The organism is Gordonia sp. NPDC003585 (assembly GCF_040610755.1).
Lineage (GTDB): Bacteria > Actinomycetota > Actinomycetes > Mycobacteriales > Mycobacteriaceae > Gordonia.
Map to the genome: position 1 here is coordinate 73495 of NZ_JBEXMX010000008.1, position 15638 is coordinate 89132.

The 15638-nt window shown below is 66.3% G+C and carries 13 protein-coding genes and 1 pseudogene; 7 read left to right on the forward strand and 7 right to left on the reverse strand.

The features are described from left to right. Nucleotides 1-44: 44 nt before the first annotated feature. Nucleotides 45-638: a TetR/AcrR family transcriptional regulator gene (locus tag ABZW74_RS03740; RefSeq protein ID WP_240861293.1), complete on the forward strand. Its 594-nt coding sequence runs from the start codon at nt 45-47 to the stop codon at nt 636-638. Between the two features lie 10 nt (nt 639-648). On the opposite strand, the gene mmsB is transcribed toward ABZW74_RS03740, so the two are convergent. From mmsB to ABZW74_RS03755, 3 genes are all read right to left on the reverse strand, one after another. Beyond that, the gene (gene mmsB, locus ABZW74_RS03745; protein WP_240861296.1) at nt 649-1518 is read right to left on the reverse strand and encodes a 3-hydroxyisobutyrate dehydrogenase; all 870 of its coding nucleotides are present in this window, start codon (nt 1516-1518) and stop codon (nt 649-651) included. 114 nt (nt 1519-1632) lie between these two features. Next, nucleotides 1633-2814 carry an acyl-CoA dehydrogenase family protein gene (locus ABZW74_RS03750; RefSeq protein WP_355274020.1) on the reverse strand — a complete coding sequence of 394 codons (1182 nt, stop codon included), beginning with the start codon at nt 2812-2814 and terminating at the stop codon, nt 1633-1635. Between the two features lie 6 nt (nt 2815-2820). After that, on the reverse strand, nt 2821-4353 hold the full coding sequence (locus tag ABZW74_RS03755; protein ID WP_240861303.1) for a CoA-acylating methylmalonate-semialdehyde dehydrogenase: 1533 nt from the start codon (nt 4351-4353) through the stop codon (nt 2821-2823). Nucleotides 4354-4549: 196 nt separating this feature from the next. Here ABZW74_RS03755 and ABZW74_RS03760 point away from each other — a divergent pair, with 196 nt between their 5' ends. Beyond that, nucleotides 4550-5011, forward strand: a complete 462-nt coding sequence (locus ABZW74_RS03760) for a flavodoxin family protein (RefSeq protein ID WP_240861305.1) — start codon at nt 4550-4552, stop codon at nt 5009-5011. Here the strand turns inward: ABZW74_RS03760 and ABZW74_RS03765 are convergent. Further along, nucleotides 5008-5880 (reverse strand): DMT family transporter, encoded by an 873-nt coding sequence (locus ABZW74_RS03765; protein WP_240861308.1) that lies wholly within the window; start codon nt 5878-5880, stop codon nt 5008-5010. The genes ABZW74_RS03760 and ABZW74_RS03765 overlap by 4 nt on opposite strands. Before the next feature lie 105 nt (nt 5881-5985). Here ABZW74_RS03765 and ABZW74_RS03770 point away from each other — a divergent pair, with 105 nt between their 5' ends. From ABZW74_RS03770 to ABZW74_RS03785, 4 genes are all read left to right on the forward strand, one after another. Further along, on the forward strand, nt 5986-6519 hold the full coding sequence (locus tag ABZW74_RS03770) for a histidine phosphatase family protein (protein ID WP_355274026.1): 534 nt from the start codon (nt 5986-5988) through the stop codon (nt 6517-6519). Nucleotides 6520-6907: 388 nt separating this feature from the next. Then, complete coding sequence (locus tag ABZW74_RS03775) at nt 6908-7279, forward strand: metalloregulator ArsR/SmtB family transcription factor (RefSeq protein WP_240861311.1); 372 nt, start codon at nt 6908-6910, stop codon at nt 7277-7279. Beyond that, complete coding sequence (locus tag ABZW74_RS03780) at nt 7276-8940, forward strand: SulP family inorganic anion transporter (protein WP_355274029.1); 1665 nt, start codon at nt 7276-7278, stop codon at nt 8938-8940. The genes ABZW74_RS03775 and ABZW74_RS03780 overlap by 4 nt, the downstream gene beginning before the upstream one ends. Before the next feature lie 27 nt (nt 8941-8967). After that, nucleotides 8968-10989: an NAD(+) synthase gene (locus ABZW74_RS03785; RefSeq protein ID WP_240861315.1), complete on the forward strand. Its 2022-nt coding sequence runs from the start codon at nt 8968-8970 to the stop codon at nt 10987-10989. On the opposite strand, the gene ABZW74_RS03790 is transcribed toward ABZW74_RS03785, so the two are convergent. Further along, nucleotides 10990-12390 (reverse strand): wax ester/triacylglycerol synthase family O-acyltransferase, encoded by a 1401-nt coding sequence (locus ABZW74_RS03790; protein ID WP_355274033.1) that lies wholly within the window; start codon nt 12388-12390, stop codon nt 10990-10992. It abuts the gene before it with no gap. A 141-nt stretch (nt 12391-12531) separates the two neighbouring features. Between ABZW74_RS03790 and ABZW74_RS03795 the strand changes: the two genes are divergently transcribed. Further along, on the forward strand, nt 12532-13932 hold the full coding sequence (locus ABZW74_RS03795) for a glutamate decarboxylase (protein WP_240861319.1): 1401 nt from the start codon (nt 12532-12534) through the stop codon (nt 13930-13932). Here the strand turns inward: ABZW74_RS03795 and ABZW74_RS03800 are convergent, their stop codons facing one another. Continuing rightward, on the reverse strand, nt 13933-14787 hold the full coding sequence (locus ABZW74_RS03800; RefSeq protein WP_355274037.1) for a fibronectin type III domain-containing protein: 855 nt from the start codon (nt 14785-14787) through the stop codon (nt 13933-13935). Beyond that, nucleotides 14787-15638 (reverse strand): annotated as a pseudogene (locus ABZW74_RS03805) (serine/threonine protein kinase); the annotation flags it as partial. The gene ABZW74_RS03800 and the pseudogene ABZW74_RS03805, both read right to left, overlap by 1 nt.

Here is a 15638-nt window from a genome sequence, read left to right on the forward strand (position 1 = left end):
GTGGTTACACTTGGCCAGACTAAGTGAGCACTTGGGAGGTGTCAATGGACGCTTTGTCGACGCGCGACCGATTGATCGACGAGGCAATGCGCCTCTTCGGCGAACAGGGTTACCGCGCAACGAGCGTCGCCCAGATCGAGGCAGCCGCCGGCCTCGCGCCGGGATCCGGCGGGCTCTACCACCACTTCCGATCCAAGGAGTTGCTGCTCGAAGCCGGGATCGATCGTCAACTCGACCGGATGAGCGCTCTCGCCGACATCCGGCAGATCTTCGAGGGACTGACCGACATGCGGTCCGAACTCACCGTCCTGTGCCGATACACGCTGAGCGTCATCGACGAAGAAGCCACCCTGCTACGCATCGTGTCCTCCGAATTGCGAGACCGCCCACGCAAACTCGCCGACGCCTTCGGATCACTGGTGGCCGACTCCTACACCGGCATGACCGCCTGGGTCGCGCGGGCCGCTCCGCACATCGACACGCAGGCCGCCGAGGCGATCGCCGCCGTTGCACTGGACGCCCTGTTCGCACACCGCACCATGCGGCAATTCCTTGGCGTCGAACCCCTCGCCATCGACGACGAACGATTCGTCGCCGAATGGGTCGCGATGGTCGCGGGGCGGATCGAGAGCGTCTGACGCGGGCTCGTCAGTGCAGGCTGTTGATGATGGCGCTGAAGTCCTGGTCGGCGTGCTGTTCGGCGAACGCGCGGTAGAGCTGCGCCGCGTGCGTGCCCAGCGGGGCGCGGGAACCGGTGCTGGCGACCGCGTCCATCGCCAGGCCGAGATCCTTGTTCATCAGCGCGGTCGCGAAACCCGGCTTGAAGTCGTTGTTCGCCGGTGACGTCGGCACCGGACCCGGGACCGGGCAGTTGGTCTGCACGGCCCAGCAGTTGCCCGTCGCACCGGTGATCACGTCGTACAGCGCCTGATCGGCGAGACCCAGCTTCTTGGCGAGCACGAAAGCCTCCCCCACCGCGATCTGCTGGACGGCGAGCACCATGTTGTTGCACACCTTGGCGGCCTGGCCGGCACCGGCCGTGCCGCAGTGAATGATCTTGCCCGCCATGGGTTCCAGCGTCGGGCGGGCCGCGGAGAACGACTCCTCCTCACCGCCGACCATGAACGCGAGCGTGCCGGCCGTCGCACCCTTGACACCACCCGAGACCGGGGCGTCGATCTGCGCGAACCCATGGTCGAGCGCCTGCGCGTGGATCTCCCGCGCGTCGTCGACCGAGATGGTGGAGCTGTCGATGAACAGCGCGCCGGTCGGCGTGGCCGGCAGGATATCGGAGTAGCACTTCTTCACGATGGCACCGCTGGGCAGCATGGTGATCACCACCTCCGCGGCGGCCACCGCCTCCACCGCCGACGGAAACGTGCCGATCCCGTTGGCTTCCGCGGTCTTGACCGCCTCCGGGACGGGATCGAACCCGTGCACGGTGTGGCCGGCCTTCACCAGGTTCGCGGCCATCGGGCCGCCCATGTTGCCCAGTCCCAGAAACGCGATCGTCGTCATTGTCGATTCTCCTGTTGATGTGTGGTTGTGGTTGACGCGCCCTTCGAGGCTCGTCGCTTGCGCTCCTCGCACCTCAGGGAGCGGATGGGGGCCACTTGGGTGGAGACTCTGGGGTCACGGAGCGGAGTGAAACCGCGACGCGATCGACCTGCCGAGAACCACCCGCATGATCTCGTTGGTGCCTTCCAGGATGCGATGAACGCGGAGATCCCGGACGATTTTCTCGATTCCGTACTCGGACAGATATCCGTAGCCGCCGTGAAGTTGCAGTGCCGCATCGGCGATGGTGAAGCAGGTGTCGGTGACATAGCGTTTGGCCATCGCACACTGCTCCACCTTGTCGGGGGCGTTGGCGTCGAGCGCCGACGCCGCATGCTCGAGCATCAGCCTGCTGGTCTGCAATCCGGTCGCCATGTCGGCCAGCGTGAAGCGAATGGTCGACTCGTCGAGCAGAGCCTTCCCGAACGCCTTGCGCGTGGCGACATAGGAGGCGGCCTTGTCGTAGGCGGCCTGGGCACCACCGAGCGACGACGCCGCGATGTTGAGCCGACCACCGTTGAGGCCGTTCATCGCGATGCCGAAACCGATGCCCTCGGTGGCGCCGAGCAGCCGGTCGGCCGGAACCCGCACCTCGTCGAGGATCACCTGCGCGGTGGGCTGCGCATGCCAGCCCATCTTGTGTTCCTGCGCACCGAAACTCAGTCCCGGCGTGTCCTTGTCGAGGAGGAACGTCGAGATGCCCTTGGGTCCGGCGTCGCCGGTGCGCGCCATGATCACGTACAGATCCGACGACCCGGCACCCGAGATGAACTGTTTGACACCGGTGAGCACGTACTCGTCACCGGATGCAATTGCCTTGGTGGACAACGCCGCCGCGTCCGAACCGGCGCCTGGTTCGGTGAGGCAGTAGCTGGCCACGGTCTCCATCGTCGCCAGCTTCGGCACCCACTCGGCGCGCTGCTCGTCGGTGCCGTAGTGATCGACCATCCACGTGCACATGTTGTGGATCGACAGGAACGCGGCCACCGCCGGGTCGGCGTAGGCGAGTTCGGCGAAGATCCGAACCCCGTCGAGACGACGCAGTCCACTGCCGCCGACGTCGTCGGAGCAGTAGATCGCGCCCATGCCCAATTCGGCCGCCTCGCGCAGTTCATCGAGCGGGAAATGATTGTTCGCATCCCATTCGAGCGCGAAGGGCGCGAGCTTCTTGGCCGCGAAACCAGCGGCGGTCTCGACGATCACACGATCGTCACTGTCGAGACCGGCGCCGGGACCGGCGTCGGTGAACAACGACATCTGCGGTCAGTCCATCGTCGGGATGACGAACTCGGCGCCATCCTTGATGCCCGACGGCCAGCGCGACGTGATGGTCTTGGTCTTGGTGTAGAACTGGATCGACGCCGGGCCGTGCTGGTTGAGGTCGCCGAAGCCGGAGCGCTTCCAGCCACCAAAGGTGTAGTACGCCACCGGAACCGGGATCGGCACGTTGACGCCGACCATGCCCACCTCGACACGAGCCGTGAAGTCACGGGCAGCGTCGCCGTCCTGGGTGAAGATCGCAACACCGTTGCCGTACTGGTGATCCGTCGCCAGCGCGAGTGCTTCCTCGTAGTCGTGGGCGCGCACGATCTGCAGCACCGGACCGAAGATCTCGTCCTCATAGGACGTCATGCCCTTGGTGACATGGTCGAACAGCGTGGGGCCGATGAAGAATCCGTTCGAGATGTCCTCGTCGCCGAAAGTCTGTTCGTCGCTGGTGCGTTCGCGGCCGTCGATGACGAGCTCGGCACCCTCTTCCACACCCTTGGCGATGTAACCCTTGACGCGCTCGAGCGCGGCCGCGGTGACCAGCGGACCGTAATCCGCCTTGGGGTCGAGGCTGTGGCCGACGCGCAGCGCGTTGACCTTGTCGATCAGCTTGGCGCGCAACCGGTCCGCGGTCTGTTCGCCCACCGGAACGGCGACGCTGATGGCCATGCAACGCTCGCCGGCGCTGCCGTAGCCGGCACCGATGAGGGCATCGACGGCCTGGTCGAGATTGGCGTCGGGCATGATGATCATGTGGTTCTTGGCACCGCCGAAGCACTGTGAGCGCTTGCCGTGGGCGGCCGACGTCTCGTAGATGTACTGCGCGATGTCGGAGCTGCCGACGAAGCCGAGTGCCTTGACGTCGGGGTGGGTCAGCAGCGCGTCGACCGCCTCCTTGTCGCCGTGGACAACCTGGAAGACACCGTCGGGAAGCCCTGCCTCGGTGAACAATTCGGCCAGCCGGACCGGGACCGACGGGTCGCGCTCGCTCGGCTTGAGGATGAAGGCGTTGCCGCAGGCGAGCGCGGGTCCGGCCTTCCACAGCGGGATCATCGCGGGGAAGTTGAACGGCGTGATGCCGGCGACGACGCCGAGAGGCTGGCGCACCGAGTGAACGTCGATACCCGAACCGGCGCCCTCGGTGAACTCACCCTTGATCAGATGCGGGATGCCGATGGCGAACTCGATCACCTCGATGCCGCGCTGGATGTCGCCGCGCGCGTCGGCGTGGGTCTTGCCGTGTTCGAGCGAGAGCGTGGTGGCCAGGTCGTCGGCGTTCTGGTTGACCAGGTCGACGAAGCGCATCAGCACGCGGGCGCGGCGCTGCGGGTTCCAGGCGGCCCACTCCTTCTGCGCGGCCTTCGCGGTCTCGACCGCGGCGGCCACCTGCTCGGTGCTCGCCAGCGGGACCTGCGCGGCAACCGCTCCGGTGCTGGGGTTGAACACGTCGGCAAAGCGGCCGGCACCGGCGTCGGCGGTCACCCGCTTGCCGTCGAGGTAGTGCGGAATCGAAGTGGTGGCAGTCACGGCGAGGATCACCTGAATTTCGGATCGGGGAAGTCTTGACGCCCCCAATAGTAGGACATCCAAGTAAATTCGCAAGGACTTTCTCCTCTGGCGCAGATTTCGGCGATGAGGGATCGTTAGGGTACCCTCGCTCGTGACCTCGGCCTTTTGGGTCGAGAACCGGGCCTCACCATGCTCTTCTCGAAAGGAGCCCACCTTGTCGGTCGTCATCCTGTACGGAACGGAAACGGGAAACTCCGAGCTCGTCGCTGATGCGATCGCCGATGTGCTCGCCACCGACCACGACGCGTCGGTCTACGACATGAGCGACTACGCCGTCGAAGATCTCGATCCGGCCGATTTCGTCGTCATCGTCTGCGCCACCTACGGCGAAGGCGAACTGCCGACCGGCGCCGAGCCGTTTGCCGAGGAACTCGACAGCGTGGACCCCGACCTCACCGACCTGCGCTTCGCGGTCTTCGGCCTCGGCGACACCATCTACGGCGAGACCTTCAACCGTGGCGGCGAGATCATCGCCGAGATGCTGACCAAGCGCGGCGCGATCCAGGTGGGCGAGCACTCGCGCCACGACAACTCGTCCGCGATCAAGCCCACCAAGCAGGCCGAGGAATGGGCGGCGACCATCTCGCCGATCATCGACCCGGTCACTGCGGTTTAAGCAGCCGAACGTTCGTCGGTCGCCGAGGGTGCCTCGGCGGCCTCGACCGCCTCTTCCCAACCTCGCACCGCAGACAGTTTCGCCAGTTCGATGACCGCGCGGACCATGACCGCCAGGATGATGCCGAGGAACAGTGCCGTCGGCACCGACACCTTGAGGTTCTCGCCGAGCAGTAGTACGCCGAGGACCATCGCGACTGCCGGTTCCATCACCGTCATCGACGGGAACGACGTCTGCAGGTCGCCCGCGCCGAACCCCTTCTGCTGGGCGATCACGGCGCAGATCACCACCGTGCCGAACAGATAGATCTCGGGCTGGGTGAAAGTCCGCGGCAGATCGTGGGTGATCTGGTAGACGACGGCCTTGATGAGCAGTGCCGACACCCCGAAGAGCGTTCCGGCCACCAGACCGTAGAACAGCGCCTTGTAGTGCGGGCTCGACCGTTCGGCACACCACACACAGCTGAACACCACGGCCACCACTGCGCCGACCGTCGCCCACATGACGATCTCGTCGGGGCGTCGCATCGACGGTTCGGGACGCGCGACCGCCAGGAAGGTCGCCACGCAGGCGACCAGAACGCCACCCCACGCCCACTCGACCCGATGGGGATGACGGTGATCGGCCCAGGCCTCGAACGGCAGCGCGAACAGCACCGCGAGCACCACCAGCGGCTGCACCAGCAGGATCGACCCCAAACCCAGGGCCGACGCCTGCAAAATGAAGCCGCAGAGCGCGATTCCCGCGCCAGCCCACCAGCCTGCGGTGATCGCGCCACTGGCCCGCGACGCGCGTTGCCGCAACACTGTGCCACCAGCGATCAGCAGCGCCGCGAACACGGCGAGCAGAGCGGGGACCCAGGTATGCACGCCCACAAGGCTAGGGCATCGAGGATGCGGCTCGCACCCGCCGGACAGGCCCGCAAGGCAGTGTCGGTGCCTCCGGATGGCCTCGCCGACACGTACATTTCAACCATGCGGTACCGGCCTGATCTGGAGCGACTCGCGACCCTTGACGCGACCCACCCCCGGACCCTCGTCCTGATGCGGCATGGGAAATCGGGCTATCCACCCGGTGTCGGCGACCACGGCCGGCCGCTCGCCGATCGTGGCCGACGCGAGGCCGCGCTCGCCGGACGCTGGATGGCCGACGAAGGACTCGTCGTCGACGCCGTGTTGTGTTCGTCGTCCACCCGAACCCGCGAGACGCTCGAACAGACCGGCATCACCGCACCGACCACGTACCTCGACGACATCTACGGCGGATCGCCCTTCGACGTCCTCGAGGCGATCCGGGTCTTCGCGCCCGCGGACGCACGCACGTTGCTCGTCGTCGGACATGAGCCCGGGATGCCCACGACGGCGCTCACCCTCGACCCCGACGCTGACATCGAGCGCTTCCCCACCTCCGCGTATGCCGTCGTCACCGTCGGCGATCCGTGGTCGGAGTTGGGGAACGCGGCGGTCGCCGACGCGCACCTGGTGGGCGTGCGCATCCCACGGGACTGACGGACGTCCGGCGTCGTTCTTCACCAGCTCGTGCGGCCGGGCTGACGCCACCACCGCTCCCTGAGGTGCGAGCTTGCGAGCCTCGAAGGGCGTGGTGAGACAACAACGTTCGTCTCACCAGGCCTTCGAGGCTCGTCGCTAGCGCTCCTCACACCTCAGGCAGCGGGAGGGGACAGCTCAGCGGGAAGGGCCGCACGGCCGGCGGGAGGGTTCAGGGTGAGCGGGAGGAACCGCACTCGCGGCGGAGGGGACAGCTCAGCGGGAAGGGCCGCACGGCCGGCGGGAGGGGTTCAGGGTGAGCGACCCGACATTGAGCGCTTCGGCAACCGTGGGTTACGATCGGTCAGCAATTGAGGTTTTGTTCAATCCGTAAATCCATGGAGCCACCATGCCGCACACCTCCCACGACGACGACCGCCCGCTCTACGAGATCAAGGCGAACCTGTTCAAGGCACTCGCCCATCCCGCGCGCATCCGGGTGCTGGAGGTGCTGAGCGCCAACGGAGAACCGACACCGGTGAGTGAATTGCTGACGATCACCGAGATCGAGCCGACGCTGCTGTCCCAACACCTCGCCGTCCTGAAGCGCCATCAGGTGGTCCGCAGCGAACGCAAGGGCAACGCCGTCTTCTACGAACTCGCCCACCCGAAGATCTCCGAACTGCTGGTCATCGCCCGCACGTTCCTCGCGGACACCCTCGGAGCCCGCCGGGATCAGTTGCGCGCGCTGTCATCGCTGCCGCCGGTGGTGAAGAAGTGACCTTCTCGACCGCGGTCCGCCACGCACGCGTGCGCGTCACCCGACTACTGCCTGAACGCGCCGACTACGCCGACCTGCGCTCGTCGTGGAAGACCGACGTCCTCGCGGGCATCACGGTCGGCGTGGTCGCGCTTCCGCTGGCGCTCGCGTTCGGCATCAGCTCCGGCGTCGGCGCCGCCGCCGGGCTCATCACCGCCGTCGTCGCCGGTCTCATAGCGGCGATCTTCGGCGGCTCGCACGTGCAGGTGTCGGGTCCGACCGGTGCGATGGCGGTGATCCTCGCGCCCATCGTCGCCGAACACGGACTCGGCAGCGTCGCGCTCGTCACGGTGCTGGCCGGGCTGATCGTGCTGGTGGCGGGGGTCGTCGGGCTCGGTCGCGCGGTCACCTTCATCCCCTGGCCGGTGATCGAGGGATTCACCCTGGGCATCGCGGTCATCATCTTCTTGCAGCAGGTTCCCGCGGCCTTCGGCACCACCGCGCCGGCGGGTCAACGCACCCTCCCCGCAGCACTGGACGTGGTGATCCATGCGGACTGGACGGTCGCGGTCAAGACGCTCGGAGTGGTCGCGCTGGTCGCGGTCCTGATGGTCGGACTCCCCCGCATCCACCGCGGAATCCCCGAGTCGCTCACCGCAGTGGTGGTCGCGACCATCGCGGTGATCGTGCTGCACGTCGACGTCGCGCGGATCGGCGAACTGCCGTCGCATCTGCCCGCACCGGTCCTGCCCGACGTGGACCCTGCCGCACTCAAATCCCTGTTCGGCGCCGCGCTGGCCATCGCGGCTCTCGCAGCGATCGAATCGTTGCTGTCGGCGCGCGTCGCTGCGACGATGTCGCCGACCGGACCCTACGATCCCGACCGCGAACTGACCGGTCAGGGACTCGCGTCCGTCGCGTCCGGCCTGTTCGGTGGCATGCCCGCGACCGGTGCGATCGCGCGGACCGCCGTCAACGTCCGATCGGGTGCTCGCACGCGGGTGTCGGCGATAGTGCACGCTCTGTTCCTGCTCGGCGTCGTCTACCTCGCGACCGGGCCGGTCTCCGAGATCCCACTCGCCGCGCTGTCCGGTGTTCTCATGGTCACGTGCTTCCGGATGATCTCGGCGACCACCGTGCGCAAGATCCTGCGTTCCACACGATCCGACGCGATCATCTTCGTCGTCACCGCCGTCATCACCGTGTGCTTCGACCTCATCGAGGCCGTCCAGATCGGCATCGTGGTGGCCGCGTTCTTCGCGTTGCGGCAAGTGGCCAAGCGGTCGAGCGTCACCCGCGAGGAGTTGCCCGGCCCAGAGCACGACGGCGACGACCAGATCGCCCTCCTGCGGCTCGACGGCGCGATGTTCTTCGGTGCGGCCGAACGCATTTCGTCGACCATCGCCGAGGGCGCCGGCCCGGCCGGGGTGACGGTCGTGATCATCCGGATGTCGCATCTGGGCATGCTCGACGCCACCGGCGCGCACACCCTCGCCGAGATCGTCGCCGACCTCGAGGCACGCGGGATCACCGTGATCATCAAGGGAGTTCAGCCCGAACATCGTCGGCTGCTGGACGGGGTCGGGGTGTTCGACTCACTGCGCCACGAGAATCACCTGATGGACACGCTCGACGACGCGATCGAGCACGCGCGCGATCATGTCGCGCGGGTCGAACACTAGCGCTGCACCCCCGGCTACGCTGACGTTGTGTCTGTCCATGCCAACGGGTTTGTCCGCGTCGCCGGCGCGGTACCCGTCGTCGCCCTAGCCGACCCAGCGACCAACACCGCCCGCACCATCGAGCTGATGCGCCGCGCCGCCGACGACGGCGCCGGTCTAGTCGTCTTCCCCGAACTCGGGTTGAGCGGATACAGCATCGACGACCTCGTGCAGCAGGACGCGCTGCTGCACGCCTGTCTCGTGGGTCTGGACGAGATCGTCGAGGCGAGCGCCGGACTGCGGCCGGTGGTCGCCGTGGGATTGCCGATGGTCGTCGGCGACGGCCTCTTCAACTGCGCCGCCATCGTCCACGACGGCAGGGTCCTGGGCGTCGTACCGAAGGCGTATCTGCCGAATTACCGTGAGTTCTACGAACAGCGGTATTTTTCCGCCGCCCGGGACGCGGTGACGACGACGGTCACCGTCAGCGGCGCCGAGGTTCCGTTCGGCACCGACCTCATCTTCGAGGCCGCCGATCTGCCCGGGTTCGCCCTGCACGTCGAGATCTGCGAAGACGGCTGGGTGGCGGTGCCGCCGAGTACCTGGGCCGCGCTCGGCGGTGCGACGGTGCTGGCCAACCTGTCGGGCAGTCCGGTGACCGTCGGCAAGGAGTCGTACCGGAAGTCTTTGTGTACCAGCCATTCCGCGCGATTGGTGGCAGCCCACCTCTACGTCGCGGCCGGATACGGCGAGTCCACCACCGACCTCGCCTGGGACGGCGACGCACTCATCTCCGAGAACGGCACCCTGCTCGCCCGCAGCGACCTGTTCGCGATGTCCAGCCAGATCATCTCCGCGGACATCGATCTGGACCGCCTACGACAAGAGCGACGCCGCATGATCAGCCTGCGCGATCAGGCCGGCGACTACGCCGACGACCTGAAAGCGTTACGCCGCATCAGTTTCGACCTCGGAACGATCAACGACGACGACGTGGTGCGCCGCGTCATCCCGCGATTCCCGTTCGTGCCGGCGGATTCCGCCGACCGTGACGAACGGTGCCGGGAAGTCCGCAACATCCAGGTGCAGGGCCTGGCGGCGCGATTGCGTGCGACGGGGATCGAGAAGATCGTCATCGGGGTGTCCGGCGGACTGGACTCCACCCTGGCGCTCCTCGTCGCGGTCGACACCTTCGATCGACTCGGGTTGCCGCGCAGCAACATTCTCGCCTACACCATGCCGGGGTTCGCCACCGGCGACGCCACCCTGCGGCGGGCACACACCCTGATGGATTCCCTCGGCGTCAGCGGCACCGAACTCGACATCCGACCGTCGTGTCTGCAGATGCTCGCCGACCTCGATCACCCGTTCAGCCGCGGCGAGCAGGTGTTCGACGTGACCTTCGAGAACGTCCAGGCGGGCGAACGCACGTCGCACCTGTTCCGGCTGGCCAACCACCACGGCGGAATCGTGCTGGGCACCGGCGATCTCTCCGAACTGGCCCTCGGCTGGTGCACGTATGGCGTCGGCGACCAGATGTCGCATTACAACGTCAACGGGTCGGTACCGAAAACCCTTATCCAGCATCTGATCCGGTGGATGATCGCCACCGGGGAGTACTCCGGGGACACCACCAGCGCCCTCACCGAGATCCTGGCCGACGTCATCTCACCCGAGCTGGTGCCCCCCGGAGCCGACGGCGCCATCCAGAGCACCGAGGACACCGTCGGACCGTACGAGCTGCACGACTTCTTCCTCTACCACCACACGCGATTCGGCTATCGGCCGGCCAAGATCGCCTACCTCGCGCAGCAGGCGTGGGGTGACCGCGATCGCGGCCCGTGGTCGGACATGATCGCACCCGAGCGGCGCAACGAGTACGACGCTGCCACCATCGAACGCTGGCTCGGCGTCTTCCTCAAGCGGTTCATGAACAATCAGTTCAAACGCACCGCGATGCCCAACGGACCCAAGATCGGTTCGGGCGGATCGCTGTCCCCGCGCGGCGACTGGCGCTCGCCGTCCGACGCGTCGGCCCGCGTGTGGCTCGACGACCTCGGAGGTCGGTGATCAGTCGCAGGCGGCGAGCAGCTGTTTGAGCTGGTCGTCGAAGGCACTGGCGATCGACTCGGGGTCGGGGGTCTGGTCGGTGCACGACACGATGCCGATGTTGAGGTGCCCGTCGGCGGAGAACACGGTGATGTTGAGGCCGAGACCCTGGAAGATCGGGCCCAGCGGGTACACACCGGTCACCTTGGCGCCGAGGAAGTACAGCGGGAAGTCGGGCCCGGCGACATTGGAGACGAGCACGTTGAAGATCGGCGGATGGGCCGACGCCAGCTTGCGGTCTCCGTAGAACTTCATCAGGTTGGCCATCGTGACACCGGGCGCGAACTGCGCCCAGCCGCGCAGGATGTTGCCGTCGATGGTCTGGTGATGGTCCTTGCTGGTCCGGCTGTATTCGGCGGCCGCTTCCACCCGCTGCACCGGGTCGTCGATGTCGGTGGGCAGCAGGGTGAACATGCCGGTCACCTTGTTGGTGCCCTCGACCACCAGGTCTTTCTCGTTGGCGTCGTGCACCGACACCGGGACCATGCCGACCAACGGCTGGTCGGGCAGTTCGTCGTGATCGGTCAGGTAGGTGCGCATCGCGCCGCCGACCATGGCGAGCACCACATCGTTGATCTTGACGCCGAACCGGTTCTTCACGCGCTTGACGTCCTCGAGCGAGAGCTGGCTCAGCGCGATACTGCGGTGGGGTGTGATCGGCGCGTTGAATCGCGTGCGCGGCGCCCGGAACGGGGCGGGCATCGCGCTGTCCGAACGCGAACGACGCAGCCAGTCGAAGGGCACCCCGAGCGTGCCCGGGAGCAGCTTGGCCATCGCCACCGGACGACCGAGGAAGAAGTTCATCGCGCCGGTCACCGCGATGGTCGTCCGCGACGACGGCCCGGCGGTTTCGAGGAGTTTGTCCGGATCGAGATCGGGCGCTTCGGGCGTGAGAGTGCAGAGCTGCGACAGCATTTCGGCGCTCGTGACACCGTCGGTGCTCGCGTGATGGACACGCAGCATGGCCGTGATCCGACCGTTCGCCATCCCCTCGATGATCCAGAGTTCCCACAGCGGCTTGCCACGGTCGAGTGTCTGCCCGGCGAGATGTCCCACCAGTTCGGCGAGTTCGCCCGCACCACCGGGACCAGGAACCGCCACCCGGTGGACGTGACGTTCGATGTCGAAGTCGTCGTCCTCGATCCAGACCGGATGGTCGATGTTGAGCATCGAATTGTCCAGCTTGCGACGGAAAGTCGGCATCGCCGAGACGCGCCGTTCGAGTTCGCTGCGCATCTTGGTGAAGGAATAACCGCCGGGCACCGTGCTCGGGTCGACCTCCACCAGACCGATCACGTGCATCAACTGCGACCTGGTCTCCAGGTACAGGAATGACGCGTCGAGCCCGCTCAGCCGTTCCATACACTCATCCGCATCTCGTCCTCCCTGCCGTGCGCACGCAGGATGTCCCCATCCTTCTCACCCACAGAATGTCCTCATCCTTCTTATATGATGCCGCAGGAAGTGGGCAGCAGGGACCGGTTCCGCGAGTACGTTTGCCCCATGCACATTCGTCCCACCGATCGTGAGAACTACCGCGACATCCCGGTCGAGGCCAACCCCGTGTTCTGCCGGCCCGGCGAAGCGACGGCATTCTCCCGCTACGAAATGCCCGCCGACCCCTCCCTCCCTGAGACCGCCTATCAGATCGTGCACGACGAGGCGATGCTCGACGGCAACGCGCGACTGAATCTCGCGACCTTCGTCGGAACCTGGATGGACGACCACGCCAACCGGATCTATCTCGAGTCGGCCGACAAGAACATGATCGACAAGGACGAGTACCCGCAGACCGCGGCCATCGAAACCCGTTGCTGGACAATCCTTGCCGACTTGTGGAACGCCCCCGATCCGGGAAAGAGCATCGGCACGTCGACCATCGGGTCGTCGGAGGCGGCGATGCTCGGCGGTCTCGCACTCAAGCGCCGGTGGCAGGAAGCGCGCAAGGCCAAGGGCCTCGAGGGCGGCACCCCGAACTTGATCATGTCCTCGGCGGTGCAGGTGTGCTGGGAGAAGTTCTGCAACTACTTCGAGGTCGAGGCGCGTTACGTCCCGGTCACCGACGAACACCCGACCCTCGACGGTCACGACCTGGCCGACTACGTCGACGAGTACACCATCGGCGTCGTCGCCATCATGGGCGTCACCTACACCGGCGCCTACGAACCGGTCACCGCGATCTCCGACGCCCTCGACGAGATCCAGAAGAACACCGGACTCGACATCCCGATCCACATCGACGGCGCGTCCGGAGCGGCGGTCGCCCCGTTCCTGCAACCGAACCTGCCGTGGGACTTCCGCGTCGAGCGCGTCCACTCGATCAACATGTCCGGCCACAAGTACGGATTGGTCTACCCCGGCATCGGCTGGGTGGTGTGGCGCGATCGCTCACTCCTGCCGGACAGCCTGGTGTTCGACGTGACCTATCTCGGCGGCCACATGCCGACCTTTGCCCTGAACTTCTCCCGGCCCGGCTCCCAGGTGCTGCTGCAGTACTACCAGTTCCTCCGCCTCGGCTTCTCCGGATACCGTGCGGTGCAACAGAATTGCCAGGATGTGGCCACCTACCTGTCGGCGGCGATCGGTTCGATGGACCAGTTCGAGCTGATCAGCGAGGGCACCGACATCCCAGTGTTCGCCTGGCAACTCGCCAAGGGAACCTCCGAGAACTGGGATCTGCACAGCCTGTCGTCGCAGCTGCGGCAGCGCGGCTGGCTGGTCCCGGCATACCCGATGCCCGACAACCTGTCCGACCGCACCGTGCAACGCATCGTCGTCCGCAACGGCCTCTCCCGCGACCTCGCGACCAATCTGCTGCAGGACATCAAGGAGTCCGTCGTCTACCTCGACAACTTGGACGCCCCGATGCCGACACCGTCGACGACGAGCAACTTCCATCACTGACTAGATCGGCAGCGAGTTGGCGAAGTCGAGGATCTGCTGTTCGGTCAGTTTGATGGCGCCGGCGATGATCACGGTCGAGAGTTCCTGGGCCGGGTCGTCGGAGATCTTGAACATGCCGCGGCCCTTCACCGGGTCGATCGTGGCCGTGCCATGCTTCCAGCTCACCGGGTGACCGGTCTCGGCCTCCTTCGAGAAGGCGGCATTGCGCGCGTCCTGGTTCACGTACCAGGTCAAGGCGAAGTTGCGTTCGAGTCCCTGTGTCGCACAGCGGATACGGGCGACGGTGCGCTGATTTCCGTTGCCGTTCTCGGCCGGGCCTCGCTCGTCGAGGGACGGCACGATCATCCAGACACACCGAGTGCCCTCGAACGAGGACGCGATATCGGGGGCCTGCGGCACCAGGTCGGGGAACTGGCCGACGAGCGGCGCGTACAACCCCCAGCCGGCACCAGCCGCGATCGACTCGGATTCGCTTGCCGCAGAATCCCTGTCGTCCTTGATGGCGAAAACCCGGTAAGAATGCTCACCTTTGGTCACGGTGATGTCGGTCGCGGTGGTGTGGGGTCCGCTGTACACGACGACGTCGTCACGGACGAGCCGATATCCGCTCGCACCATCGACCGACTGCCACGTCGCCTTGACCCGTCCCGGTTCCTTGGTGAGCTCCAGTCCGGTCGGGGCATCGGGTGCGCTCGGGGTGTCCAGGGCACGGACGCCCAGGTACGCACCGGCGAGTGCGACGACGGAAAGCACTGCGATCACCGCGACGCCCAACCAGCGTCGGGGCTTGCGTGGCACAACGGGACTGGCGGACACCGGCGTCGGGTAACTGATCTGCGGACCGGGGTGTGTCATCAGATCGGCAGCTTCCGCATGAGGTCGGCCGCCTGCTTCGGCGTGCCGTCCGGGTAGAAGATCTGCACGTAGGTTCGCGCGCGCGGGCCCGAACTGAAGGCGAGCGTGGCCGAGCCTCCGTTGAATCTGTCGGCTCCGACGTACAACGTCCCGATGTTGCCCTGGGTGGTCGTGAACGGCTGCGGCGAAAACCGGTAGGTTCCGATCTTCACATCCGTCGACGTCGCCTCCGGGCTGTCGAAGGCGAATATCGAGATCTGGTAGATCTTGGTGGTGTCGTCGGCCTCGTACTTGTTGCAGTCGATCGTCTTCTGGGTGTTCTCCGGGAACGCGAGACTGCCGCCACCACCGGAGCAGGTGATCTCGTCAAACGTGTTGGTGCTCAACGGAGTCACCGGAATCAGATCCGGGTACAGGTCGGCCACCCACTGCAGTTCACCCCACGTCATGTAGACCGTCACCTCGTCGGAGGCGAGGGAGAACTCCGATCCGGGGGCCGAATCACTGCGCGCGGCAACGGTGTACGTGTACTTACCGGGAAGCGGCAGCGGCGCCGCATAACTCGTGCCGGGGCCGGTGTAGATCTCCTGATCGTTCTGCTTCACCACATAGGACGACGCCCCGCCGACACTGTTCCAGGTCAGCTCCACCGCCCGGGTGGTGACCTTGGCGTCGGGCCGGCCGGGCGTCTCCAATCGTCCTGCGTCGGGCATCAACAGCGCGACCAGAGCCCCGACCAAGGCCGCGGCCAGCACGATCGCCGTGCCGATCAGCGCGAGTCGGCGTGGCTTGCGAGGCGGCGCCGATGGCGGCGACACCGGCCCAGAGTTCCAGACGCCCACCGGTTGGAC